This is a genomic window from Tabrizicola sp. TH137, from assembly GCF_002855575.1.
In the GTDB taxonomy this organism is placed as follows: domain Bacteria; phylum Pseudomonadota; class Alphaproteobacteria; order Rhodobacterales; family Rhodobacteraceae; genus Paragemmobacter.
This window is the reverse complement of the sequence record NZ_PKRQ01000006.1, coordinates 51435-76108: the sequence shown is the minus strand read 5'-3', so window position 1 is coordinate 76108 and position 24674 is coordinate 51435. Positions and strand designations below refer to the sequence as shown.

Genomic DNA, 24674 nt, shown 5'->3' with positions numbered 1-24674 from the left:
GGGCGGGGTGAACCCCGCCCTACGGGATGCGGGCCTTGTGCGGTGGGCTGTGGCCTAGACGGTGTGGAGGTAGAGGTCGTAATCCACCTCGCTCACCGTGCGGGCGACGCGGGCATATTCGGCGGCCTTGATGGCGGTGAAGGTGCGGTGCATGTCTTCGCCGAGCGCCTCTTTCAGGAAGGCGGAGCCCTGCGCCGCCGCGATGGCAGAGCGCCAGTCCACCGGGATCGGCGGGGCATCCTGGGCATCCGCATAGCCGTTTCCGGTGGTTTCGGGGCCGGGGTCGAGGCGGTGCCGCAATCCGTGGCGGATGCCGGCGAGCACGGTGGTCGCCACCAGATAGGGGTTGGCATCCACCCCCGCCGGGCGGTGTTCGATGCGCCGCGCCTTGATGTCGCCTGCCGGGATACGCAGGGCGACGGAGCGGTTGTTGACGCCCCAGGTCGGGCTGACCGGGGCATAGCTTTGCGCGGCGAAGCGGCGCCAGGAATTGGCATGGGGCGCGAAGACGAGCATCGATTCACCCATTGTCGCGCGCAATCCGCCGAGGGCGTGAAGGAGGGTGGGGTTCCAGCTTCCCTCGGTTTCCTCGATGAAGACGTTGCGGCCCGCGCCATCCATCAGCGAGACGTGGAAATGCATGCCGGAGCCTGCGTAATCTTCCACCGGTTTCGCCATGAAACAGGCGGTGACGCCGTGCTGGCGGGCCTGAAGGCGGACGATCCGCTTCAGTCGCATCAGGTCATCGGCGGCCTGCATGATGTCGGTGCGATAGTGCAGGGTCAGTTCATACTGGCCGGGGGCATATTCCGAGATCATCGTTTCGGCCTTGATCCCGGCTTTTTCGGCAGCGGCGTAGATGTCGCTGAAGAGGGGGAGCATCCCGTGCAGGTGATCGACCGAATAGACCTCGGTCTTGTGGGAGCCGCGACCATCCAGCACGTCGCGGGCGGGTTGGACCTTGCCGTCGGGGCCGCGATCGTTTGAGAGGAGGAAGAATTCGAGTTCGAAGGCGCCTGCGGGATGGAGCCCTTCGGCGGCCAGCGCATCGACCTGGCGGCGGAGCGCGTGGCGTGGGTCGGAGGTCATGGGGTTGCCGTCGAGATCATACATGGAAAGCAGCAGTTCCCCCCGCGCGGGTTTGGTCGCGTGCAGGGGGATCAGGCTGCCGGGGATGGGCCAGGCGCGCAGGTCGCCATCGCCCTGATCCCAGATCAGGCCGGTTTCATGGACATCCTCGCCGCAGATGTCGAGGCCGAGGATGGAAATGGGCAGGTGGCGGCCACTGTTGTAAAGCGACAGGAGTTCGTGGCGGCGGATGATCTTGCCCCGCCCGATGCCGTTCGAATCGTGCAGGACGATGTCGAAGGCCTCGATCTCGGGATGGGCGGCGAGGAAGGCTTCCGCCTCGGCCGGGGTGGAGCCGGAGGGGCTGTGATGGGTCATTCTTGCGTCTCGGGGAAGAGGTCGGTCAGGATCGCGTCGAAGGCGGCGATCAGGCGGTCGATCTGGCGGTCGGTGGTGGCGGGGCTGACCAGCATCATGTTGTGGAAGGGCGCGATGAGGCAGCCGCGGTTGAGAAGGGCGGTGTGGACCGCGGCTTCGACCTGCGGCTGATGGGCGTGGTGGGCTTCGGAGCCGTTTTTCAGCGGGCCGGGGGCGCAGATGAATTCCACCCGCGCGCCGACGCGGACGACGTGCCAGGGGGCCTTGTGCCTTGCGATGGCGGCGGCGAGGCCGGAGGCGAGGCGTTCGGCCCCGGCCTCCATATGGGCGTAGTTTTCCGGGGTCATCACCTGCGAGAGCGTGGCGGTGAGACAGGCGAATTGCATCGGATTGGCGGAAAGCGTGGTGCCCATTCCCGAATGGCCCGCCGCGCGGGTTTCGTTATAGGCGGCGAAGCGGTCGGCGACGGCGGGGCGCATCCCCCAGACGGCGGTGGGCATGCCCCCCGCGACGCATTTGCCGACGACGAACATGTCGGGGTCGAGGCCGTGGACGGCGGTGTAGCCGCCTAGGCCGGAGGAGATGGTATGCGTCTCGTCGATGATGAGGAGCGCGCCGTGGCGGGTGGCAAGGTCGCGCAGGCCGGCGTGGAAGCCCGGTTCGGGCAGGACCATGCAGGAATTGGTCATCACCGGTTCGGTGAGGATGGCGGCAATCTCGCCCGTTTTCAGGGCGGCTTCGACGGCGGCGAGGTCGTTGAATTCGACCACGGTCGCGGCTTTCGTCAGGTCCTGCACTTGCCCCACGAGGCCCGCGCGGTTGACCGTGGTGCCATTGGCCAGTTCGACCATCGTGTCGTCAAGCGTGCCATGGTAGCAGCCGTTGAAGACGAGGACCTTGGGCCGCCCTGTCACCGCGCGGGCCACGCGGAGGGAGAAGCGGTTGGCATCGGTGGCCGTGGTGGCGATCTGCCAGCGGAAGCTGCCGAAACGTTCGGTGAGGAGGCGGCCAGCCTCCATCGCGGCTTCGGTCGGCAGCATATAGGTGAGGCCGCGGGCGGCCTGGGCCTTGATGGCCTGGGCCACGGGGGCGGGGGAATGGCCGAACATGGAGCCGGTATCGCCCAGACAGAAATCCTCGATCCGGTGGCCGTCGATATCGGTGAGTTTCGCCCCCTGCGCCTTGGCGACCAAGGGCAGATGGGGCATGGGCCAGTCGGCCATCCAGTGCATCGGGACGCCGTTCAGCCAATGGCCTGCGCCCTGTTTCAGCGCCGCCGCCGCCTTGGGGCGGGAGGCGGCGTAACGGTCGGCCTCGCGCTGGGCGATGGTCTGAAGGCGGGGGCGGGGGATGCCGGCAATCGTGTCGGTGGTCATCGGGATCGGTCCGTCTGGCGTTTGCTCCGCTTATGGCGCGGAATTTGATCAAATGCAAATGGTGCCAAGCGGAGCGCCGCGCGAAGGGCGCGGCGCAAGCCTTTTGTCTCGCCTGCGCGCCTTGCGCTCCGGCTCGGCGGCGGGGGCGCTTCGCCCCCCGCACCCCCCGAGAGTATTTGGGCCAAGATGAAGGGGGTGGGGTCAATGGCAATAGGGCAGGGTCAGTGAGAGTGCGGCAAGGTCAGGAAGTGACGCGGATTTCGATGAGGCGGGGGCCGCTGTGGGGCTGGGCGAGGGCGGCGGCCAGGGCGGCGGGGTCTTCGGGGACGCTCTGGAAGCTCAGGTCGCAGGCGGCGGCGAAGGGGGCGAGGTTGAGGGGGCTTGGCGAGCAGCCGATGATCTCGGTCTGGGCGTCGCGCATGGCTTCGGCAATCTCGCGGTAGCTGGCGTTGTTCCAGACGAGGAAGGTGAGGGGGAGGTTCTCATCGACGGCGACGCGGAGTTCGGCGGGATCGAATTGCAACCCGCCATCGCCGATCAGGCAGACCGTGGGCACAGCGGGATTGGCGATGGCCGCGCCGATGGCGGCGCCGGGGCCGAAGCCGAGCGCGCCGAAGCCGCTGGCGGCATTGAACCAGCCACCGGGGCGGTCATGGTCGTAGTAGAGATTGGCGGCATAGACGGGTTGCGTGCTGTCGCCCACGATCTGGGCGCCGGGAAGGGCGGCGCGGATCGCCTCGACCATCGTCAACTGCGCGGGCATGGAGGGGTGGAGCCCGGCCAGTTCGGCGCGGGCCTTTTCGCGTGCGATGGCGGCGCGGGCGGGGCCGTCGGCCTGTTTTGCGGTGAGATGGGGCAGAAGTGCCGCGATCGTGGCGGCGGTTTCCGCCCGGATCGGCAAGGCGGCGGGGTGGCGGGCAAGCTGATCGGCGCAGACATCGACGCGGATCATGGCGGAGAGGTCGGGGAAGCCGCCGCGACCATACATGTCGTAATCGGTGGGGCCGAGTTCGGTGCCGAGGGCGAGGACCTGATCGGACTGCCCGATCAGGTCGCGCGGGGCGTCGAGCGAGGGCGAGCCGGGGATGCCCAGCGGATGGGCATGCAGCATCCCGCGCGCATTGGTGGTGAGGATCACCGGCGCGTCGAGGGTTTCGGCAAGCTGGCGCAGCGCGGCATCGCAGCCACGGGCGCCGCCGCCGGCGAGGATCACGGGGCGCCGAGCGGCGTTCAGCAGGCGGGCGGCTTCGGCGATCTGGCCAGCATCGGGCGCGGGGCGGGTTGGCAGGGGCGCGCGGGGGCCTTCGGGCGCGGCCAGCGGCATCACATCGGTCGGGATTTCGATATGGACGGGGCCGGGGCGGCCGGTGAGCAGATGCGCGAAGGCACGGTCGAGCAGGGGTTCCAGATCGGCGGGATCGTCCAGCCGCTCGGTCGGGCAGAGGGGGCGGACCATGGCGGCCTGATCGGGGAGTTCGTGCAGCAGGCCCAGGCCCTTGCCAAGGCTGTTGCGGCGGTTGACGCCGGAGATGACGAGGATCGGCACGGAGTCGGCCTTGGCCTGCCCCATGGCGGTGAGGGCATTCAGCAGGCCGGGGCCGGTGATGACGAAGGCCACGCCGGGCTTGCCGGAGGCGCGGGCATAGCCATCGGCCATGAAGGCCGCGCCCTGTTCGTGGCGGGGGGTGACATGGCGGATGCCGCCCCCGGCGAGGCCGCGATAGAGTTCGATCGTATGGACGCCGGGAATGCCGAAGACGACCTCTACCCCGCGCGCCTTGAGACCTTCGACGAGCGCCTGACCGACCGTCCTCATGCTGCGATCCTCCGGTCGGCGGCAAAGGCGGCGATGCGGGAACAGGCCTCGGCGATGCGGTCATCGGGTTGGGTGAGGGAGAGGCGGAGCCAGCCTGCCAGGGCCGCACCGAAGCTTTCGCCGGGCATGGAGGCGACCTTGACCTCGGTCAGCAGGGCGCGGGCGAAGGCGTCGCCCGTCATGCCGGTGGCGCGGATGTCGAGCAGGGCGAACATGCCGGCCTGCGGCATGTGGACCCGCAGGCCTGCCACGCCATCGAGCCGGTCGCGGATCAGGGTGGCGCGGCGCTGGAAGCGGGCCGTCATCTCGGCCGCGACGGGGGAAGGGGCGGAGACGGCGGCGGCGGTCATGTCGGCGATGAAGGGCTGGCTTCCAAAGAGCATGGTTTCCGACAGCGGCAGGAGCCTTTCGCAGAACTCTGCCGGGCCGATGCACCAGCCGGAACGGAAGCCGGGGGCGGCGTGGGATTTGGAGATCGAGGAGGCGACGATGACGCGGTCGGCGAAATCGGGCAGGTCGAGGGGGGAGGCGAAGGTCACGCCGGGAAAGCAGAGATCCTCATAGACCTCGTCACAGAGGACCCAGAGGTCATGGGCGGCGGCGAGCTGGCAGAGGGCTGTCAGGTCGTCGCGGGAGAGCACGGAACCGGTGGGGTTGTGCGGGCTGTTGAGGAAGAGGACGCGCGCGCGGGGCGTGATGCGGGCGGCGATATCGGCGGGCTGGATTCGGAAGCCCGCCTCGGGGCGCAGCGGCACGGGGATGACGGCGGCGCCGGTGGCGCGGATCAGGCCTTCATAGGTGGCATACATCGGGTCGCCGACCAGCACTTCGTCGCCTTCGGTGACAAGGGTCTGGAGGATGGCGTAGAGCGTGGTCTGGGTGCCGGGCAGGCACATCACCTGATCCTTGCCGATGGGGCGGCCGCGCCGGGCGCTGTAGCGGGCGGCCAGCGCTGCAACGAGGGCAGGTTCACCGCGGCCGTTGGAATAGCCGGTGCGGCCCGAGATCATGGCCTGATGCGCGGTGTCCATCAGGCTGGCCGGGGTGGGGACGTCCGGTTCGCCGATGGTGAGTTCGATGACCGGTTCACCTGCGGCCTGCATCCGGCGGGCAAGGGCGTGGATTTCCCACTTCGCCCCGCCAAGGTCGGCGAGGCGTTCGGTGACGGGGGCGTAGCGCATTCAGTCTGTCTTTCCTGGAGAGGGGGCGGGATAGGCATCGGCGGGGAAGCGGATGCCGAGCAGGGTGGCCACGCCGTCAAGCGCGATGCGCATCACCTCGCCCGGGGCGAAGCCGTCGGGCAGGGAGCCGCCTTCGAGCCAGAGTCCGTCGATCAGGGCGTTGCAGGCGATGGCCTCGCGCCGGTCGCGGGCGGGGTCGGCAGGGCGGGGAAGGGCGGCGATGAGATGCTGAAGCTGATCGCGGTAGCCGAGATAGGTGCTTTCGTGGATTTCATGCATGACCGGGTCGTTGCGGCCCAGATGCATGTAGCCTGCCCAGACGCCCACGATGAGCGGCGTCATCACGGGGGGGCGGAAGCTGGCGGCGACGAAGGCGGCGAGGCGGGCGACGGGATCGTCGGCGGGGGCCGCGTCGCAGGCGCGGATCGCTTCGGCCGTCATCGCCTCCATCACCTGGCGGTAGGCGGCGTGGGTGAGCTCTTCCTTGGACTGGAAGTAGTGGCGGATGAGGCCGGGCGTGACCCCGGCGCGGGCGGCGATGGCGCGGACGGTGGCCGCCTCGGGGCCGCCTTCGGCGACGAGTGTCATGGCGGCGGCGATCAGGTCGTCGCGGCGTTTCTCTTCGCCTTCGCGGCGATAGGGACGGCGCAGGGCTGGAGAGTCCATGGCGGGACCTTTGCAATTATACAGTTGGATAATAAATTCCGACTCGATACTTGGCAAGGGCGCGCAGCTTCAGGATGCCACAGTCCGGGCCCGAGAGCGAGGATTGAAAGCGGTTTCAATGCGGGCGGGTCTGGCCGCTCCCCTTGTGGGAGGCCTTGCCGCCGGAGGGGCCGGTTTCATCCGGATTGCGGGCCACGTCCTTGTGCACGATCACATCGGCCTGCGGGTAGGTTTCCAGGATCTTGCGCCGCAGGCTGGCCCCGATGGCATGGGCTTCGCGCAGCGTCTGGTCGCCGTCCAGTTCGATGTGGATGTTGACGAAGACGCGGCTGCCTGCGGTGCGGGTCTTGAGGTCGTGATAGCCGCGCACCCCCGGCCAGTCGGCGGCGATGCGGCCGATGCCTGCCACGATGGCGGGATCGGCGCGGCGATCCATCAGCGCGTCGAAGGCGCCTTTGCCGATCTTGATTGCGCCGAGGGCGAGCATCGCCGCCGCGCCAAGGGCCACGACGGAATCGATGGAGGCGAGGCCGAAGCGGGACGAGGCCCAGAGCGAGGCGATGGCGCCGATATTGGGCAGGAGGTCGCCGAGGTAATGCAGGCGGTCGGCGGCGATGACGCGGCTGCCGGTGCGGCGGGCGACGCGGCCCTGCCACCAGACGAGGCCCAGCGTCAGGAGGATGGAAACCACCATCGCCACCATGCCGAGCCCTTCGGAGGCGAGCGCGACGGGTTCGTCGGCCACCAGCCGCGCGGCGGCGCCCCAGGCGATGACGCCGGCGGCGATGATGATGAAGATGGCCTGTCCGAGGGCGGCGAGGTCTTCGGCGGAGGAATGGCCGAAGGCGTGATCCTCGTCGGCGGGTTTGGCGGCGTAGAAGATGGCCGCCATGGCGCCGAGGCTGACCATCAGGTCCATCGCGCTGTCGGCGAGAGAGGCGGCGATGGAGAGCGCGCCGGTTGCGCCGAGCGCCCAGAGCTTCAGGCCCACGAGCAGGGCGGCGACGACGACGGAGGCGAGCCCTGCCGACATGTTCATGCGCACGGATTGCGGTAGGGACATGGGAGCCTCCCTCAGGGCGGGTGAGGCGGGGCTAGCGCAGCGGGGGGGCTGCGATCAAGCGAAAGCGACTCGCAGCGGGGTTTATTCGATGATCTCGCCGGGCTGGACGCCCCAGAGCGCGGAAACATGCACCCATCCGCGATCCCCATCGACCGAGATGCGGCACCAGTCGGACCGGCATTCCTGCACCCAGCCGACGACATTTCGTTCGGCCTTGAACAGCACCTCCGATTCGTCCTGCGGGCGGGCGTGGAACTCGGCCAGGTCTTCGGCCACCAGAACGGAGCGGACGCCGGAGAGAAGGGCGTAATGGACCCAGCCGCCGACGCCTTCGGCATCTTCGACGCGGCGCCAGTGTTCGTATTCGGCCGTGATCTTGAGCGGCATGCCGGAGCGGGTGAAGACCCAGTCGATGCGATGGGTCAGGCCGGGGCCGCGGCGGGCATTGCCTTCATTGCCCTTGAGGCTGACGAAGCGGGGCAGGGGCAGGTTGGTGACCGAACCGCGATTGGGGTCGCGGACGACCTGGGGGCGCGTGGCTGTCGCGGTGGTGGCGGGTGCCGGGCCTGCGGGGGCGGCGAGGGACGGGGCGGGGGTTTCTGCTGCCGCAGGGGCGGCGGCGGGGGTGGCGGCGGGGGTTTCCGCCGGGGCTGCGGCGGCGGGTTGCAGGCTGTCGGGGCGCGGCATGGGACGCACGCCTTCCTGCGCCAGGCCGATGCCTGCCGCCCAGACCAGCGCGCCCGCAAGGGCCATACGTGCCGAAATCGCCATGTCGTTCCGCCTGTCGTTTTGCCGACCCCGCGCCGGTTCTCCGGTCTGTCGAGGCCTGCTCTGCTGCCGTCCTGCCCCCCTTTGCGGGGGTGCCCTCTTCTGCCGGGGCTTGTGCCTGCCCCGTCTTCCCGCCACTTTGCCACCAGGAATTCGGATTTGGAAGTGCAGGGAGACACGCCATGCCCGCAGGACGGCTGAGTGTTGTTGTCACGCGACGGTTGCCGGAGCCGGTGGAGACCCGGATGAAGGAACTGTTCGATGTGGACCTGCGGGACCCGGACAGCCCGATGAGCCGCGAGGAACTGGCCGAGGCGATGCGGCGGGCGGATGTGCTGGTGCCGACGATCACCGATGTGGTGGATGCGGGCCTTCTGGCGCAGGCGGGGGACCGGCTGAAGCTGATCGCCAATTATGGCGCGGGCGTGGACCATATCGACGTGGCCACGGCGCGGCAGCGGGGCATCCTCGTTTCGAACACGCCGGGGGTGGTGACGGAGGATACCGCCGACATGACCATGGCGCTGATCCTTGGCGTGACTCGGCGTATCCCCGAGGGGCTGGCGATGATGCAGTCCGGGGACTGGCCGGGCTGGTCGCCCATGGCCCTGCTGGGCGGGCGGATCGGGGGTAAGCGGCTGGGCATCCTTGGGATGGGGCGGATCGGGCAGGCCGTGGCACGGCGGGCGCGGGCCTTCGGGATGCAGATCCATTACCACAACCGCCGCCGCTTGCGCCCGGAGGTGGAAGCGGAACTGGAGGCGACATGGTGGGAGAGCCTTGACCAGATGATCGCCCGGATGGACGTGGTTTCCATCAACTGCCCGCATACGCCTTCGACCTATCATCTGATGAATGCGCGGCGGTTGAAGCTTTTGAAACCTTCGGCAGTGATCGTGAACACCTCGCGCGGGGAGGTGATCGACGAGAATGCCCTGACGCGGATGCTGCGGGCGGGCGAGATCGCGGGGGCGGGGCTGGATGTCTATGAGCGGGGGGCGGAGATCAATCCGCGCCTGCGCGAATTGCCCAATGTGGTGCTGCTGCCGCATATGGGATCGGCCACGATCGAAGGGCGGATCGAGATGGGCGAGAAGGTCATCATCAACATCAAGACCTTTGCCGACGGGCATCGCCCGCCGGATCAGGTGGTGCCCGCGATGCTGTGAGGCGTGCGGCCTTACACCCTGTAGAAATCGCGGTACCAGTCGACGAAGCGGCGGACGCCGTCGCGAATGTCGGTGCGGGGCAGGGGGCCGGTGAGCGCCTCGATCAGCCCGGCATCGGCCCAGGTGGCCGGCACGTCGCCGGGCTGCATGGGCAGGAGGTTCTTTTCGGCGATGCGCCCGGTCGCCTCTTCCACCGCCTGGACGAAGTCCATCAGGCCGACGGGCGAACCATTGCCGATGTTCACGATCCGGAAGGGCGCGACCGGGGAGAGGCTGTCGAGCGGACCCATCGACGCGGCAGGGGCGCAGTCGATGAGGCGCGAGATTCCTTCAATTAAATCATCGACATAGGTGAAATCACGGCGCATGTCGCCGTGGTTGTAGATGTCGATTGCCTCGCCCGCGAGAATGGCCTTAACGAATTTGAACAAGGCCATGTCGGGGCGGCCCCAGGGGCCGTAGACGGTGAAGAAGCGGAACATCGTGGTGGGGATTGCATAGAGATGGGCATAGGAATGACCCATCGCCTCGCCCGCCTTCTTTGTCGCGGCATAGAAGGACATGGGGTGGTCGGCCTTGTGCACCTCGGCATAGGGCATCACCTCGTTGGCGCCATAGACGGAGGAGGTGGAGGCGATCAGGAGATGGGCGGGTTTCGTGGCGCGGGCGGCCTCCAGCACCTCGTAGGTGCCGATGAGGTTGGCCTCGACATAGCTGCGCGGGTGGTCGATCGAATAGCGCACGCCGGCCTGGGCGGCGAGATGGACGATCACCTCGGCCCCCTGTGCGAGGTCGGCCACGAGACCGGGAGTTTCCACCGCCCCCTCGACATCGCGGTAGCCGGGGGATTGCAGGAGCTGGGCGCGGCGGCGTTCCTTGAGCGTGACATCGTAATAGGAGGTCATGGCGTCGAGGCCGGTCACCTCCCACCCGTCGGCCAGAAGGCGGCGGCAGAGGTGATAGCCGATGAACCCTGCGGAACCTGTCACGAGGGCGCGTCTTGCCGCGCGGTTTGCCATGCCGTTACTCCCAACACGCTTGCCGCGCCAAGTGGCGCAGGCCCGGGGTGGAAATCAAGCCTGCATTTGGCGGGTTGACGAAGGGTGAAGAGGGCGGACGTCAGAAGCGGGTGGCCGAGAGGGGGGCGAGGTCCATGTGGGGCGCGCGGTTCGCGATCAGGTCGGCCACGATGCGGGCGGTGACGGGGGCGAGCGAGACGCCGAGATGGCCGTGGCCGAAGGCGTGGATCACCTCGGCCCCCGCGCGGGAGGGGCCGATGACTGGCACGCTGTCGGGCATGGAGGGGCGGAAGCCCATCCAGTTGCGGCTGGGCGCGGGCAGGTCGGGGAAGATTTGTCCTGCGCCTTCAACGAGTTTCGCGATGCGGTGGGGGGATGGGGGGGCGGTCAGGCCGCCGAGTTCCACGGTGCCCGCGACGCGCAGGCGGCCCTGCATCGGGCAGAGGTAGAAGCCGCGCGAGGTGGGGCAGGTGGGGCGGGTGACGGGGGGCGTGGGCATGTCCCATTCGACATGATAGCCGCGTTCGGTATCCAGGGGTACACGGTCGCCCGCCATGGCGGCAAGGCGGCGGGAATGGGCACCTGCGGCGATGACCACGCGGGCGGCCTTGAGCCGCAGGCCGGGGCCGGTGAGGAGGATGCCGTCGCCCTGTCTTTCAAGGCTTTCCACCCTGGCGGTGACGGTTTCGGCGCGGGCGGCGACCTCGGCCCGGAGGAGGCCGATCATGCGGCCGGGATCATTGAGGAAAACGGCCTTTGGGAAGAAGGCCGCGCCGCCCTCCACCTCGGGCAGGGCGGGTTCCATCTGGCGCAGGGTGGCGGGGTCGATCAGGTCCACCGTGACGCCCAGCGACCGGCGGAAGGCCATGTCGCGTTCGGCGGCGCGGAAGGCGGTGGCGGTCTCGTAAACATAGAGGCAGCCACGTTTTTTCAGGATTTCGGCGCCGCCCAGACGGGCGCCGAGGGCGAGCCAGTCGGGGCAGGCCTCGGCCATCAGGGCGGCGATGGTGCGGGCGTTCCTTTCGGCGGGGCCGGGGAGGGACTGGAGGGCGAAGCGGATCAGCCAGGGCAGGAGCGCGGGCAGCGCGGCGCGGCGGATGGCGAGGGGGGAGTTCTTGTCGAAGAGGAGGGAGGGCAGGTTTCTCAGCACATCGGGCGTGCCGACGGGGAGGATGGCGTAATCGGCGATTGTCCCGGCATTTCCGTAGCTTGCGGCGTTCTGGCTGATCGTTTCACCGGGCGGGTTGGGGTCGATCAGCGTGACGTCGCGCCCTTCGGCGGCGAGACGTTCGGCGATGGCCAGACCGATGACGCCGCCGCCGATGATGGCAATGTTGCTGTGGCGCAGCAGGGTCATGGCGTCCTTTTCACCGGGGCGGCGACTGTGCCGCAATCTGTGCCGCAAACTGTGCAGACAACTGTGGCCACAGAGCGCGCGCCGGGCCGGGTTTTGGGGCGGGCCGGGAGGCCCGCGCCATGGGTTGCGATGAGGGGGATAGGATGGGCCTATGGCCCATCCCCCGCCTCAGAGGCAGGCCTGATAGAGCGCGCGGGTGTTCTCGCGCGTCATCGGGATGGGGTTGCCGCCGCAGGACGGGTCTTCCAGCGCCATCTCGGTCAACTCGTCCAGACGCGCGGGGTCCACCCCCATCGCGGTCAGGTTGGCCGGGATGTTGAGCGTGGCGCGAAGGTCCATCACCGCCTTGCGGAAGCCGTCGAAACCCCCACTGATGCCGATATAGGCGGCGGCCTTTTCGATGCGGGCTTCAATCGCGGGGCGGTTGAAATCCAGCACCATGGGCATCACGACCGCGTTCGTCGTGCCGTGATGGGTGTTGTAAACCGCGCCCACGGGGTGGGAGAGGGAGTGGATCGCGCCCAGGCCTTTCTGGAAGGCCACGGCCCCCATGGCGGCGGCGGACATCATATGGGCGCGGGCCTCGAGGTTGGTGGGGTCGCCATAGGCGGTGGGCAGGTTTTCGAAGACGAGCCGCATCCCTTCCAGCGCGATGCCCTGGGACATCGGGTGGTAGAAGGGGGAACAGAAGGCCTCAAGGCAGTGCGCCAGCGCATCCATGCCGGTGCCTGCGGTGATGAACTTGGGCATTCCCACGGTCAGGGCCGGGTCGCAGATGGTGACGGCGGGCATGAGCTTGGGGTGGAAGATGATCTTCTTCTTGTGGGTGGCGGAGTTCGTGAGAACCCCGGCGCGGCCCACTTCGGACCCGGTGCCTGCGGTGGTGGGGACGGCGACGATGGGGGCGATCTTTGCGGCATCGGCGCGGGTGTACCAGTCGTCGATATCTTCGAGATCCCAGACCGAGAGATCGGCGCGCTGATGCGCCATGAGGGCGATCATCTTGCCGAGGTCGAGGGCCGAGCCACCGCCGAAGCAGATCACGCCGTCATGGTTGCCGGCGAGATAGACCTTGATGCCGGCTTCCATGTTGCCTTCGTTCGGGTTGGGGTCCACCTCGGAGAAGACGGCGGTGCCCAGCCCGGCCTTGGAAAGGACCGCCACGGCCTCGGCCGTGATCGGGAGGGAAGCGAGCGCCTTGTCGGTGACGAAGAGGGGTTTCTTGATCCCTGCCGCCGCGCAATGTTCGGCCAGTTCCGCAATGCGGCCCACGCCGAATTTGATGGCGGTGGGGTAGGACCAGTTCCGGTTGGGAACGTTGTGGGTCATGTCGGTCAGACCTTCTTGAGGTGATAGGATTTCGGGCGGGTCACGGAGTGGAAGCCGAGATAGGAGAGGCTGCCGCCACGGCCCGTGTCCTTGCACCCTGTCCAGCAGAGCGCGGGGTCGAGGTAATCGGCGCGGTTCATGAAGACGGTGCCGGTTTCGATGCGCTGGCCGATGGCCTGCGCGGTCTCGTAATCCTGCGTCCAGACCGAGGCGGTGAGGCCATAGGGGGAGTCGTTCATCAGGCGGACGGCCTCTTCGTCATCCTTGACCTTCATGATGCCGACGACGGGACCGAAGGATTCCTCGGTCATCACGCGCATGGAGTGATCGACATTGACGAGGATCTGGGGCGCGAGATAGGCGCCGCCGTCATCGGCGGTGAAGTGTTTGGGATCGAGCAGGGGCTTGGCGCCTTTGGCGACGGCTTCGGCGATCTGGTCGCGGAGGACGGCGGCGAAGCGCTTGTTGGCCATCGGGCCGAGCGTGGTGGAGGCGTCGAAGGGGTTGCCGAGTTTGAGCTGGCCGACCCATGCCACGGATTTTTCGACGAAGGCGTCGAAGAGGGATTCGTGGACATAGACCCGTTCGATGCCGCAGCAGCACTGGCCCGCATTGTACATCGCGCCATCCATCAGCACGTCCACCGCCACGTCGAGATTGGCATCGTGGCGGACATAGCCGGGGTCCTTGCCGCCGAGTTCGAGGCCGAGCGGCGTGAAGGTGCCTGCGGCGGCCTTTTCCATGGCCACACCGCCGCCCACCGAGCCGGTGAAGTTGACGAAGCCGAAGGAGCGGGCGGCGATGAGCGCCTCGGTCGTGGCGTGGTCGAGAACGACGTTCTGGAAGACATCTTCGGGGATGCCAGCGGCATGGAAGGCCTCGGCCAGGCGTTCGCCGACCTTCATGGTCTGGGAGGCGTGTTTCAGGACCACGGTATTCCCGGCGATGAGGGCGGGGACGAGGGTGTTGATCGTGGTGAGGTAGGGGTAGTTCCACGGGGCCACGATGAAGACGACGCCGACAGGTTCGCGCGCGAGGTAGCGGCGGAAGCTGTCGCTGTCTTCGACCATCAGGGGGGCGAGGGTCTGGGCGGCGATGTCGGACATGTAGTCGGTGCGGGCGTTGACGCCGCCGAATTCGCCGCCGAAGCGGGTGGGGCGGCCCATCTGCCAGGCGAGTTCCTCGACCACCACGGCGGACATTTCGTTCAGCTTCTTCACCCCGGCCTTGACCAGCGCGATGCGGTCTTCGAGCGGCCTGGCGGCCCAGGCCTTTTGCGCGGATTTGGCGCGGGCGACGGCGGCGAAGGCCGCGTCGCGGGAGAGGGGCAGGCGTTCGAGATAGACCGATCCATCGACCGGCGAGATGAGTTGGATGGGTTTCATATGCATCACCTGTTGCGGCGGGGCTGGCCCGCCCTTCGTTCGGGGAAGGCGGGGAGACCCCCGCCCTACGTTAAGCGCGTTCCAGAAGGCGCTGGAGTTCGAAATCGGTCACGACGCGGTCGGTTTCCGAGATCTCCCATTGCGCGGCGTGGTGGTAATGTTCGACCACGTCGTCGCCGAAGGCCGCGCGCAGCATCGAGGAGCCGAGCAGCAGATCGGCGGCGGCGCGGAGGGTTTTCGGGATTTCGCGGGCGTTTCGGGCGGCATACATGTCGCCCTTCATTTCGGGTTCCAGTTCGAGCTTGTTCTCGATCCCCGCAAGGCCCGCCGCCAGAAGCGCCGCGCAGCAGAGATAGGGGTTCACGTCGGAGCCGGGGATGCGGCATTCGACACGGACGGCCTTGGTATGTTCGCCGCAGACGCGGAAGCCTGCGGTGCGGTTGTCCGCGCTCCAGACGGCCTTTGTCGGCGCGAAGAGGCCGATGCAGAAACGTTTGTAGCTGTTGACGTAAGGCGCGAGGAAGGCGGTGATTTCCTGCGCATGGGCAAGCTGGCCTGCGAGGAAGTGCTTCATCGTGGCGGACATGCCGTGTTCGTCGGCCTCGTCATAGAAGGCGGGTTTGCCGTCCAGCGTCCAGAGCGACTGGTGGACATGGGAGGAGGAGCCGGCCTTGCGGTGGTCATACTTGGCCATGAAGGTGACGGACTTGCCTTTCAGATGCGCGATTTCCTTCACGCCCTGTTTGACGATGACGTGGTTGTCCGCCGTATCCAGCGCATCGGAATAGCGGTAGTTCACTTCGTGCTGGCCAGAGTCGGCCTCGCCTTTCGTGTTCTCGATGGGGATGCCTGCGCCATAGAGGTGGTTGCGGACGTCGCGCATGAGCGACTCTTCCTTGGTGGTCTGGAAGATGTGGTAATCCTCGTTATAGCTGCTGATCGGCTTGAGATTGGCAAAGCCTTGATCGCGCAGGTTTTCGTAGGCGTTTTCGAAGATGTAGAATTCAAGCTCCGTGGCCATCATCGGATCGAAGCCCATGGCGCGGGCGCGGGCGACCTGACGTTTCAGGATGGCGCGGGGGGAGACCGACACTTCCTCATGCGTGTGGTGGTCGAGGAGGTCGGCAAGGCAGAGCGCGGTGCCGGGCAGCCAGGGGAGCGGGCGCAGGGTGGCGAGGTCGGGTTTCATGACGTAATCGCCATAGCCCTGTTCCCAGCCGGCGGTCTTGTAGCCGGGGACAGTGGTCATCTCCATGTCCACGGCGAGGAGGTAGTTGCAGCAATGGGTTTCCTTGTGCCCGCCATTCACGAAGAAGGCGGCGTGGAAGCGTTTGCCCATCAGGCGGCCCTGCATGTCGATGGCGGCGACAAGGACGGTGTCGATCTCGCCGCGGGCGACGGCTTCTTTCAGGGCTTCGAGAGTCATGGTTCCGGGCATCTGGGGCCTCATCCTTGAAACGGTCGTCATGGCCCCTTGGCGGGGCCGGGGAACGGGGGGCTGACCTCGGCCTCTGCCGGGGGTCAGCCGCGCCCCGCAGGCGGGGGGGCGCAGCGGGCGCCGCCGAATTCGGGCTTGCGCGGCCAGCAATCGCCGCGCGGGGGGAGGGTGGGCAGGTCCGTGGGCATGGACATCCTCACTGCGTCAGGGCTGGGCCGGATGCCGACCTGACAGAATTTGATCATATCTTCGCGCGCCGCCCCTTGCAACGGTGGCCGGGGGGCGATGCGGGGATGCGGGGGGCGGACAGCCGCCCCCCGCGCCCGGGTCAGAAGCGGTAGGGACGTCCGGCCTTCACCATGACGTCGTTATACTGCTTGATGATCGAGACGACCTTGGCCTTTACCTCGGATTCCGCGGCGATTTCGTCCCAGAAGACCTGGGCGGCGGCTTCGACGGTCTTCCATTCCTCGTCCGGGATGGTGGTCAGTTGCAGCTTGCCGCCGTTGATGCGGAGATCGGCCTCGCCCGCCCAGTACCAGTGCTGGCGGTAGTAGTGGGACTGCTCGAAACAGGTCGCCAGCAGTTCCTGAAGATGCGGCGGCAGTTCGTTCCAGCGGTCCATATTGGCGAAGAAATGGCCGATCCAGGCGCCCGAGATGTTGTTGGTGAGGAAGTAGTTGGTCACGTTGGACCAGCCCACGGTATAGACCTCGGTGATGCCGGACCATGCGATGCCGTCAAGTTCGCCCGTCTGCATGGCGACCTCGATGTCTTCCCAGGGCAGGGTGACGGGGACGACGCCGAATTGCGTGAGGAAGCGGCCTGCGGTCGGGAAGGTGAAGACGCGCTTGCCCTGAAGATCGGCGAGGGAGTTGATCGGGTCCTTGGTGGCGAAGTGGCAGGGGTCCCAGGCGCCGGCGGAGATGTGCTTGACCCCGACGGCGGCATATTCCTCTTCCCAGATCTGCTTCAACCCGTATTTGTTGAAGAGCGCGGGCACGTCGAGCGAGTAGCGCAGGCCGAGCGGGAAGTAGCCGCCGAACACGGTGACCTCGGTCGGCGAGGCCATCGAGTCGTCATCGGACTGCACGCAGTCGATGGTGCCGGCCTGCATCGCCTGGAAAAGCTCGGCCGTGGGGACGAGTTGGTCGGCGTAGAAGAGTTCGATTTCCATCTGGCCCTGCGCGATGCGGTTGAATGCATCGACGGCGGGCTTGACGACCTGTTCGCCAAGGGCCGCCCCGGCATAGGTCTGCATGCGCCACTTGATCGGCGCCTGCGCCTGCACCACGGCGGGTGCGGCGAGGGTGGCAGCCCCGGCCAAAGCGCCCTTGGTGAGGAAGGAACGTCTTGAAGTCGTCATGGTGTCAGCCTCCAGGTTGGGTGCGGGGTCGGCCCCGCATCTTTGTGTCAGTTCGGATAGATCAAGTTGGGCAGCCAGAGCGCGATTTCGGGAAAGACCATGATCACGGCAAGGGCGAGCACCATCACCAGCACGAAGGGCACGACGGAGCGGTAGATGTCGCCCATCGTGATTTCCGGGGGCGCGAAGGCGCGCATCAGGAAGAGGTTGTAGCCGAAGGGGGGCGTCAGATAGGCGATCTGGCAGGTGATCGTGTAGAGGACGCCATACCAGATCAGCACATCCTCGGGCGGGATGCCGAGGTCGAGCGTGGCCACCAGCGGCACGTAAAGGGGCGCGACGATCACGAGCATGGCCGTGTCGTCGAGGAACATGCCCATGAGGAGGAAGCTGAGCTGCATCAGGATCAGGATCGTCCAGGGGCCAAAGCCGAGCCGTTCGACAAAGAGGCTTTCGATGGCCTTCACGGCGCCGAGCCCGTCGAAGACCGCGCCGAAGGCCAGCGCGGCCAGGATGACCCACATGAACATGCAGGAGATGAAGAGCGTGTTGCGGGTGGCGGTTTCGAAGACCTGGCCGTTCATCCGGCCCTTGAGGACAGCGGCGGCGACCGTCGCGGCCACGCCGATGACCGAGCTTTCGACGAGCGAGGTCCAGCCATAGATGAAGGGGAACATCATCGCGAAGAAGATGATGAAGGGCAGGGCGCCCGCGCGCAGGGCGTGGAGCTTGTCGGCGCGGGTGATGGTGGCGCGTTCCTCGGGGCCCATGGCGGGGCCGAGGCTGGGTTGCAGGCGGCAGCGGATCGCCACGTAGAGGATGAAGAGCGCGGCCATCATCAGGCCGGGGATGACGCCGGCCAGCCAAAGCTCGGACACAGGGGCGCGGGCGATCATGGCGTAGAGGACCAGCACGACGGAGGGCGGGATCAGGATGCCGAGGGAGGAACCGGCCTGGATAACCCCCGTCACCATTTCCTTCTGATAGCCGCGGCGGAGGAGTTCAGGCAGCGCGATGGTCGATCCGATGGCCATGCCCGCGACGGAAAGGCCGTTCATCGCGGAGATGAGGACCATCAGGAGGATGGTGCCGATGGCGAGACCCCCGGGAATGGGGCCGAACCAGACATGGAACATGCGGTAGAGATCATCGGCGAGGCGGCTTTCGCTCATGATATAGCCCATGAAGACGAACATGGGCAGCGACAGGAGCGGATACCATTTCATCAGCTTCATCGAGGCCGAGAAGCCCATCGTATGCCCGCCCGTGCCCCAGAGCGCCATGGCGGCAAGAACGGCGACGAAGCCGATGATGCCGAAGACCCGCTGCCCCGTCATCATCATGAGGAGCATGGTGGAGAACATCAGCCCCGCGATCATTTCGTAGGACATCAGATCGTCTCTCCGCGGATGGTGGCGATGTCTTTCGCGAGGGCCGAGAGCGCCTGGAGCAGCATCAGGACGAAGCCGGTGAGCATCACCAGCTTGATGGGCCAGAGATAGGGCCGCCAGGCGGTGGGGCTGCGTTCCAGCCGGCCGATCTGCGGCCAGGACCAGCCGAGGAAGGAGGTTTCCGGATCGGTCCAGCGGATGCCGAGCGAATAGCCGAGGCTTTCGGCCGCGCCCCAGATCATCACGCCGAGATAGAAGATCAGGGCGAAGACGGTGAAGCCGTCCCACCAGGCGCGGCGGACGGGGGATTGCTTGGCATAGAAGAGGTCCATGCGGACATGCGCCTCGTTCTGCATCGCATAGGGGCCGCCGAGGATGTAATAGGCCACCATCACGAATTGCGCCATTTCCAGCGTCCAGAGCGAGGGCGTGAAGAAGGCCTTCGAGAGCGAGGACCACATCAGCACCGCCATCAGGACGAAGAGCAGATACATGGCGAAGCGGCCGACCCCGTAATTGAGGCGGTCCACCAGTCTGACGAAGCCAATGACGAAGCGGGGCATGGTGCGGGTCACACGGGTTCGGGGGTGAGGGTGGCCATGGCGGCGGCGAGGACGGGGGCGAGGGTGGCGGCCATTGCGGCCTCCGCCTCGGGCGTGGCGATGAGGTCGTTGCGAACCTCCAGCATGGCATTGGGCAGGGCGTAGGGCGTGGCGTGCAGGCGCAGCGTGTGGGTCACGTCATCCCGGGCGGAATAGGGTTCGTTCAGTTCGGCGCGGAGGCGGGTGCGGGCCTGCGCCTCGGCCAGGATGGCGCGGGGGAGGGTGTCGTCGGCATCGTGGATGACGCCGAATTCCACGGCGCGGGGCTTGCCGAAATAGACGGGCGTGAAGCTGTGGATGGTGATGAGCGCGGGGTGGAGGCCGCGGGCGATGCGGTCCATCAGGACGGCGTGGAGGCCGTCGTGGAAGGGGATGTAGATCTCGGCGGTGCGGGCGGCGCGTTCTTCGGGCGTGATCGTGGCATTGCCGGGGATGTCGTGAATCTCCGAGCGGGCGGGCATGGCCCCGGCCATGTCGGGCGCGCGGTTGCAGTCATAGACGAGGCGCGAGACGGGGGCATGGACGAGGACGGCGTCGAGATGGCGGGCAAGGCCGCGCGCCAGCCCCAGCGCGCCGGGATCCCAGGCGATATGGGCGCGGCGCTGGGCCTCGGACAGGCCGAGATCGCCCCAGCGGGGGGGGATGCGGTTGGAGGCATGTTCGCAGACGAGGACGATCCGCCCCTGGGCGGAGGCGTTCTCGATCACGGGCGGGAAACCCGTCCTGTCCTGGTTGCGGCTCGCGGTCATGCGCGAGGAATCCCCCTGTTGTCTTTGGGCCAGCGTCCTCTGCGCCCGCGCTGTCTGTCAAGAATTTTTCTGCGCGGGAATTTCTGTTACAATTTTTTCTGTGCCGCGGTTGCGGGGGGATTCGGCAGGCTGGAGGCCGGTTGCCCGAAGGCTGTGCATCCCGAAGCGGAAGGGGCCGAATGATGGCTGTCGCCGAGACGATCGAAGAGCGGATGCGCGCCGCGATGGGCGAGTTGACGCGGGCGGAGCGGCAGTTGGCCAGCCATATCCTGACGCATTATCCGATGGCGGCGCTGGGGTCGATTGCGGAACTGGCGCGGGCCTCGGGCGTGTCCAACCCGACGGTGGTGCGGCTGTGCCAGAAGCTGGGGTTCAAGGGATATCCGGATTACCAGCACGCGCTGCGCAGCGAGGTGGAGGCGATGCTGGTGTCGCCTTTGGCCAAGCATGACCGCTGGGCGGGCGGGGTGCCGGATACGCATATCCTGAACCGTTTTGCCGATGCGGTGGTGGCGAACCTTCAGGCGACGCTGGGGCAGATCGACCATGCGGAGTTTGATGCGGCGGCGGCGCTCTTGGCCGATCCGGGGCGGCGGGTCTTTGCGATGGGGGGGCGGATCACCCATGCGATGGCGGAGTATTTTGTAACGCTGATGAAGAATGTGCGCCCGAATGTGACGCTGCTGTCGGGGATGTCGAACACCTGGCCGCCCGCGCTGCTGGACATGGCGCGGGGGGATGTGCTGGTGGTGTTCGATATCCGCCGCTATGAGAATTCGGTGCTGCAACTGACCGAGATGGCGGTGGAGCAGGGGGCGGAGGTGGTGCTGGTGACGGACCGCTGGATGTCGCCCGCTGCCGCCCATGCGCGGCATGTGCTGGCCTGCCATATCGAGGCGCCGAGCGCGTGGGATTCGACGGTGTCGCTGCTGGTTCTGGTGGAGACGCTGCTGGCCTCGGTGCAGGACCGGACATGGGAGGCGACGGAGGGGCGGCTGAAGCGGCTGGAAGAGCTTTATGCCCGGTCGCGGTTCTTCCGGCGGCACCGCTAGGGCGGGTCAGGGCCAGTTGCGCGCGCTGTGGAGGAGGCGGAGGATGAGGATCCCGTCCGCGCGGGGAGCATAGACGAGGATGTAATGCGGGTGGAGGACCATCTCGCGCGTGCCGGGAAGGCGGCCTTTGCGGAAGGCGTGGGGATGGTGGGGGAGGCTGTCCGTGCGGTCGATGATCCGGTCCAGGAAGGCATCGGCGGCGGCGGGATTGTCGGCGGCGATATAGGCGATGATGGCGGCGAGGTCCTGCCTTGCCTCATCCGTCCAGTCTGGCCTTGCGCTTGGCATCTATCAGGGCACGCATGTCACTCATCACCTCGTCATGGGGGATCAGGGGGCGGTCGCTGTCAAGCGCCTCTTGCACCTTGCGGCGGAACCATTGGTCGTGGGTTTCCTCGGTCACCGTCAGGCCGGGGGGCAGGCCGCCTTCGTTGGCGACGCGGGTGAGGAGGATGCGGACGGCGTCTGACAGGGTGAGACCCACGCCTTCGAGCGCGGCGGCGGCGCGGGTCTTCACATCCTCGTCGATGCGGATGTGGAGCATGGTGGTGTTGGCGGGCATCGTGGCTCTCCCTTCCCGGATGGGGGGATGGTGTCTCTCAATTGAGAGACGGTCAAGGGGGTGGATCAGGCCAGGGGGGCAGGCGAGGGGGCGGATCAGGCGGTGGCGCGGCGGGCGCCGGAGATGCCGTTCATCGTGACGGCCACGAGCAGGATCGCGCCGCCGAGGAAGGTGGCGGTGCTGGCGGTTTCGTTGAGGAAGAGCCAGACCCAGAGGGGCGCGAGCATCACCTCGATATTCGACAGGAGCGCGGATTCGGCGGCGGGCACGACGCGGCTGCCGAGTTCGTAGAGCACCATCCCGCCCGAGAGGGTGATGGCCCCCATCGCCATGGCCCAGAGCGCATCGGGGGCGGGGACGGCCAGCGTCTGGCCCATCTGGCCCGCGATGACTGCCCCGGTGAGGAGGGAGAAGAGCCCGCCAAGCAGGACGGAGGGCAGGCTGTCGGAGACCTTGCCCCAGCGCAGGGTGACGGTGAAGACGGCGAAGCCGAGGGCCGAGAGGAGGGCCGCGATGTTGCCCGCCATGGCCCCGCCGGAGAGATCGCCCCGGACCATCACGAAAATGCCGGTGAGGGCGACGGCCATGGCGGCCCATGTCTCGGCCCGGACCCTTTCACCGAGGACTGCCCAGCCGATGAGGGCGGTGAGGAAGGGGGAGGCGGCGAAGAGGAAGACGGCATTGGCGATGGTGGTGGACTGGATCGAGTAGATGGCGCCGGCGAAGGCGACCACGAGGCCGAGGCCCCCCAGCGCGCCGGGCAGGCCGACGGCGCGGATGGCGGGCAGGGGCGAGCCGCCCGCGCGCCAGATGAGGAAGCCGAGCAGGACCGGGATCATGCCTGCGGAGCGCCAGAAGAGCGTGGCCCAGGTGCCGGCCTCTTCGATCTGGCGGAAGATCAGGCCCTGGGTGGACCACAGGAGCCCGGCCGCAATCACCAGAACCATGCCGAGACCGTAGCGCATTCCATCCTCCTGCCCGTGGCGCCAAGGGGCCATGGGGCGGGGGCGGCGTCTGTTCCGTTCCCGACCGGGCGGGGTCGGGAAGCGGAGGGATCAGGCGAGCCGTGCGGCGGCGAAGGCGAGGGTGGCGGCCTCGGCCAGTTGCTGACTGGCGCCGAGGATGTCGCCGGTCTGGCCGCCGATGCGGGCCTTTGCGGCGCGGGCGAGGAAGGCGGTGGTGGCGGCGGCGGCGAGCGCCAGGGTGAGGACTGTCGCGCCGGTGGCGAGGAGGGCGAGGGTGAGGGCGATCCCGCAGGCGGCCAGCGCGGCGCGGCGCGGAGGCTGGCCGGTGAGGTGCGACAGGCCGGCGCCGCGTGCATTGGGCAGGGTGGCGATCAGCACCGCCATGGGGGCGCGGGACAGGGCGCCCGCCGCGATGAGGGCGGCCCAGTGCTGGCCTGCGGCGATGAGGGCGGCGAGCGCCGACCAGCGGATCAGGGTGACGAGGATCAGGGCCAGCGCGCCATAGCTGCCGATGCGGCTGTCCTTCATGATCTCGAGCCGGCGGTCCTTGTCGCGCCCGCCCAGGAGGCCGTCGGCGGTATCGGCGAGACCGTCTTCATGCAGGCCGCCGGTCAGGAGCGCGGTGAGGATCAGGGCCAGCGCGGCGGCGATGCCGGGGGCGAGGCCCAGCCAGAGCGCGGCGGATACGGCGGCTGCGGAGAGCCCGCCGAGGACGGCGCCCACAACCGGCCAGGCCCAGGCGGCGCGGGGGCTGGGGGTGAAGCTGCGTGCAGGCAGGGGCAGGCGGGTCAGAAGGCCGAAGGCCGCGACGAGATCGTCGAGCGCATGGGTGGCCATCCCGGCGGCCCCTTTGGCATCGGTGTCGCGGCTGGTCATGGATATGTCCTTTCGCGGCTGGTCATTGCCGCCCACCTTAGGTAGCCAAGCAGGGCAGACCCTTCAATGAGAGACCTCAGATGACCGCGCCCTTTGCCACGCTTTCCGACTTCCGTTCGATCCTGTCGCGGCTGCCGGGGCCGGATGCGGGGGCGCTGGCGGCGGCGGGGGCGCGCAACGGGCAGTTGACCAAGCCGCCGGGGGCGCTGGGTCGGCTGGAGGATCTGGCGATCTGGGTCGCGGGCTGGCAGGGGGTGGAGAAGCCGCGCTGCGAGCGGCCGCAGGTGGTGATCTTTGCGGGCAATCACGGGGTGGTGGCGCAGGGGGTTTCGGCGTTTCCGGCCGAGGTCACCGTGCAGATGGTGGCGAATTTCCAGCATGGCGGGGCGGCGATCAACCAGTTGAGCCGCGCCTTCGGGGCGAAGATGGCGGTCCATGCGCTGGACCTGGACCGGCCGACGGTGGATTTCACGGCCGGTCCGGCGATGAGCGAGGCAGAGGTCGTGGCGGCGCTGGCCTGCGGCTGGGAGGCGGTGGATGCATCGGCCGACCTGCTGGTGACAGGGGAAATGGGGATCGGGAACACCACGGCCGCAGCGGCGCTGGCGGCGGCGCTGTTCGGGGGCGATCCGGTGGGCTGGGTGGGGCGTGGCACGGGGGTGGACGATGCCGGGCTGAAGCGGAAGGCGGAGGCGGTGGCGCGGGGGCTTTCGCTGCATCGGGCCGCGCTGGGCGACCCGCTGGAGGTGCTGCGCTGCCTTGGCGGGCGCGAGCTGGCCGCCATGGCCGGAGCCGTCGCGCGGGCACGGGTGGAGCGGGTGCCGGTGGTGCTGGACGGGTTCATCTGCACGGCTTCGGCCGCGGTGCTGGAAAAGGCGGCGCCCGGCGCGCTGGATCATTGCGTGGCGGGGCATGTGAGCGCGGAGGGTGGCCATGCGCGGCTGCTGGCGGCGCTGGGCAAGGAGCCGCTGCTGTCGCTGGGGCTGCGGCTGGGCGAAGGATCGGGGGCGGCGCTGGCCCTGGGCGTGGTGAAGGGGGCGGTGGCCTGCCTGTCGGGCATGGCGACCTTTGCCGAGGCGGGCGTGTCGGGGGGCTGAG

Annotated in this window: 23 protein-coding genes; 3 read left to right on the top strand and 20 right to left on the bottom strand. The window is 67.9% G+C overall.

Annotated elements, in window-relative coordinates:
- Positions 1 to 54 precede the first annotated feature (54 nt).
- The 7 genes from C0V75_RS17155 to C0V75_RS17125 all read right to left on the bottom strand — a co-directional run bounded on the left by C0V75_RS17155 (position 55) and on the right by C0V75_RS17125 (position 8319).
- Positions 55 to 1446 (bottom strand): glutamine synthetase family protein, encoded by a 1392-nt coding sequence (locus C0V75_RS17155; RefSeq protein WP_101922200.1) that lies wholly within the window; start codon positions 1444 to 1446, stop codon positions 55 to 57.
- Positions 1443 to 2822 (bottom strand): aspartate aminotransferase family protein, encoded by a 1380-nt coding sequence (locus C0V75_RS17150; protein ID WP_101922199.1) that lies wholly within the window; start codon positions 2820 to 2822, stop codon positions 1443 to 1445. Before C0V75_RS17150 ends, C0V75_RS17155 begins: the two co-directional genes overlap by 4 nt.
- Positions 2823 to 3063: 241 nt before the next feature.
- Positions 3064 to 4638 (bottom strand): 5-guanidino-2-oxopentanoate decarboxylase, encoded by a 1575-nt coding sequence (locus C0V75_RS17145; RefSeq protein WP_101922198.1) that lies wholly within the window; start codon positions 4636 to 4638, stop codon positions 3064 to 3066.
- The gene (locus C0V75_RS17140; protein ID WP_101922197.1) at positions 4635 to 5819 is read right to left on the bottom strand and encodes a pyridoxal phosphate-dependent aminotransferase; all 1185 of its coding nucleotides are present in this window, start codon (positions 5817 to 5819) and stop codon (positions 4635 to 4637) included. Before C0V75_RS17140 ends, C0V75_RS17145 begins: the two co-directional genes overlap by 4 nt.
- A complete protein-coding gene (locus C0V75_RS17135) occupies positions 5820 to 6485 on the bottom strand; it encodes a TetR family transcriptional regulator C-terminal domain-containing protein (protein WP_101922196.1) in 666 nt (221 codons plus the stop codon).
- A 115-nt stretch (positions 6486 to 6600) separates the two neighbouring features.
- Positions 6601 to 7548, bottom strand: coding sequence for a cation diffusion facilitator family transporter (locus tag C0V75_RS17130; RefSeq protein WP_101922195.1), 948 nt, complete (start codon positions 7546 to 7548; stop codon positions 6601 to 6603).
- An 81-nt stretch (positions 7549 to 7629) separates the two neighbouring features.
- Entirely contained in the window at positions 7630 to 8319 is a 690-nt protein-coding gene (locus tag C0V75_RS17125; RefSeq protein ID WP_254216512.1) for an SH3 domain-containing protein, read from the bottom strand.
- Between the two features lie 179 nt (positions 8320 to 8498).
- Here C0V75_RS17125 and C0V75_RS17120 point away from each other — a divergent pair, with 179 nt between their 5' ends.
- Complete coding sequence (locus C0V75_RS17120) at positions 8499 to 9485, top strand: D-glycerate dehydrogenase (protein WP_101922194.1); 987 nt, start codon at positions 8499 to 8501, stop codon at positions 9483 to 9485.
- An 11-nt stretch (positions 9486 to 9496) separates the two neighbouring features.
- Here the strand turns inward: C0V75_RS17120 and C0V75_RS17115 are convergent, their stop codons facing one another.
- From C0V75_RS17115 to C0V75_RS17075, 9 genes are all read right to left on the bottom strand, one after another.
- Positions 9497 to 10504: an NAD-dependent epimerase/dehydratase family protein gene (locus C0V75_RS17115; RefSeq protein WP_101922193.1), complete on the bottom strand. Its 1008-nt coding sequence runs from the start codon at positions 10502 to 10504 to the stop codon at positions 9497 to 9499.
- A gap of 100 nt (positions 10505 to 10604) precedes the next feature.
- A complete protein-coding gene (locus C0V75_RS17110) occupies positions 10605 to 11861 on the bottom strand; it encodes an NAD(P)/FAD-dependent oxidoreductase (RefSeq protein ID WP_371410701.1) in 1257 nt (418 codons plus the stop codon).
- 168 nt (positions 11862 to 12029) lie between these two features.
- Complete coding sequence (locus tag C0V75_RS17105) at positions 12030 to 13190, bottom strand: iron-containing alcohol dehydrogenase (RefSeq protein ID WP_101922192.1); 1161 nt, start codon at positions 13188 to 13190, stop codon at positions 12030 to 12032.
- A 5-nt stretch (positions 13191 to 13195) separates the two neighbouring features.
- The gene (locus C0V75_RS17100) at positions 13196 to 14575 is read right to left on the bottom strand and encodes an aldehyde dehydrogenase family protein (protein WP_101922456.1); all 1380 of its coding nucleotides are present in this window, start codon (positions 14573 to 14575) and stop codon (positions 13196 to 13198) included.
- A 70-nt stretch (positions 14576 to 14645) separates the two neighbouring features.
- Positions 14646 to 16013: a glutamine synthetase family protein gene (locus tag C0V75_RS17095; protein WP_101922191.1), complete on the bottom strand. Its 1368-nt coding sequence runs from the start codon at positions 16011 to 16013 to the stop codon at positions 14646 to 14648.
- A gap of 328 nt (positions 16014 to 16341) precedes the next feature.
- The gene (locus tag C0V75_RS17090) at positions 16342 to 17379 is read right to left on the bottom strand and encodes a TRAP transporter substrate-binding protein (protein WP_101922190.1); all 1038 of its coding nucleotides are present in this window, start codon (positions 17377 to 17379) and stop codon (positions 16342 to 16344) included.
- Positions 17380 to 17426: 47 nt separating this feature from the next.
- On the bottom strand, positions 17427 to 18770 hold the full coding sequence (locus C0V75_RS17085) for a TRAP transporter large permease subunit (RefSeq protein ID WP_101922189.1): 1344 nt from the start codon (positions 18768 to 18770) through the stop codon (positions 17427 to 17429).
- Complete coding sequence (locus C0V75_RS17080) at positions 18770 to 19333, bottom strand: TRAP transporter small permease subunit (protein WP_101922455.1); 564 nt, start codon at positions 19331 to 19333, stop codon at positions 18770 to 18772. Before C0V75_RS17080 ends, C0V75_RS17085 begins: the two co-directional genes overlap by 1 nt.
- 8 nt (positions 19334 to 19341) lie before the next feature.
- Positions 19342 to 20121 carry an N-formylglutamate amidohydrolase gene (locus C0V75_RS17075; RefSeq protein WP_101922188.1) on the bottom strand — a complete coding sequence of 260 codons (780 nt, stop codon included), beginning with the start codon at positions 20119 to 20121 and terminating at the stop codon, positions 19342 to 19344.
- 179 nt (positions 20122 to 20300) lie between these two features.
- On the opposite strand from C0V75_RS17075, the gene C0V75_RS17070 reads away from it, so the two are divergent.
- Entirely contained in the window at positions 20301 to 21173 is an 873-nt protein-coding gene (locus tag C0V75_RS17070; protein ID WP_371410700.1) for a MurR/RpiR family transcriptional regulator, read from the top strand.
- 6 nt (positions 21174 to 21179) lie between these two features.
- Here C0V75_RS17070 and C0V75_RS17065 read toward each other — a convergent pair whose 3' ends face one another.
- The 4 genes from C0V75_RS17065 to cobS all read right to left on the bottom strand — a co-directional run bounded on the left by C0V75_RS17065 (position 21180) and on the right by cobS (position 23576).
- Positions 21180 to 21461 (bottom strand): type II toxin-antitoxin system RelE/ParE family toxin, encoded by a 282-nt coding sequence (locus C0V75_RS17065; RefSeq protein ID WP_101922186.1) that lies wholly within the window; start codon positions 21459 to 21461, stop codon positions 21180 to 21182.
- On the bottom strand, positions 21430 to 21735 hold the full coding sequence (locus C0V75_RS17060; RefSeq protein WP_101922185.1) for a type II toxin-antitoxin system RelB/DinJ family antitoxin: 306 nt from the start codon (positions 21733 to 21735) through the stop codon (positions 21430 to 21432). The genes C0V75_RS17065 and C0V75_RS17060 overlap by 32 nt, the downstream gene beginning before the upstream one ends.
- Positions 21736 to 21830: 95 nt before the next feature.
- Positions 21831 to 22700, bottom strand: coding sequence for a DMT family transporter (locus C0V75_RS17055; protein ID WP_101922184.1), 870 nt, complete (start codon positions 22698 to 22700; stop codon positions 21831 to 21833).
- 90 nt (positions 22701 to 22790) lie between these two features.
- Positions 22791 to 23576: an adenosylcobinamide-GDP ribazoletransferase gene (cobS, locus tag C0V75_RS17050; protein ID WP_371410699.1), complete on the bottom strand. Its 786-nt coding sequence runs from the start codon at positions 23574 to 23576 to the stop codon at positions 22791 to 22793.
- 80 nt (positions 23577 to 23656) lie between these two features.
- On the opposite strand from cobS, the gene cobT reads away from it, so the two are divergent.
- Positions 23657 to 24673 (top strand): nicotinate-nucleotide--dimethylbenzimidazole phosphoribosyltransferase, encoded by a 1017-nt coding sequence (gene cobT / locus C0V75_RS17045; protein ID WP_101922183.1) that lies wholly within the window; start codon positions 23657 to 23659, stop codon positions 24671 to 24673.
- The last annotated feature ends 1 nt before the right edge of the window (position 24674 follow it).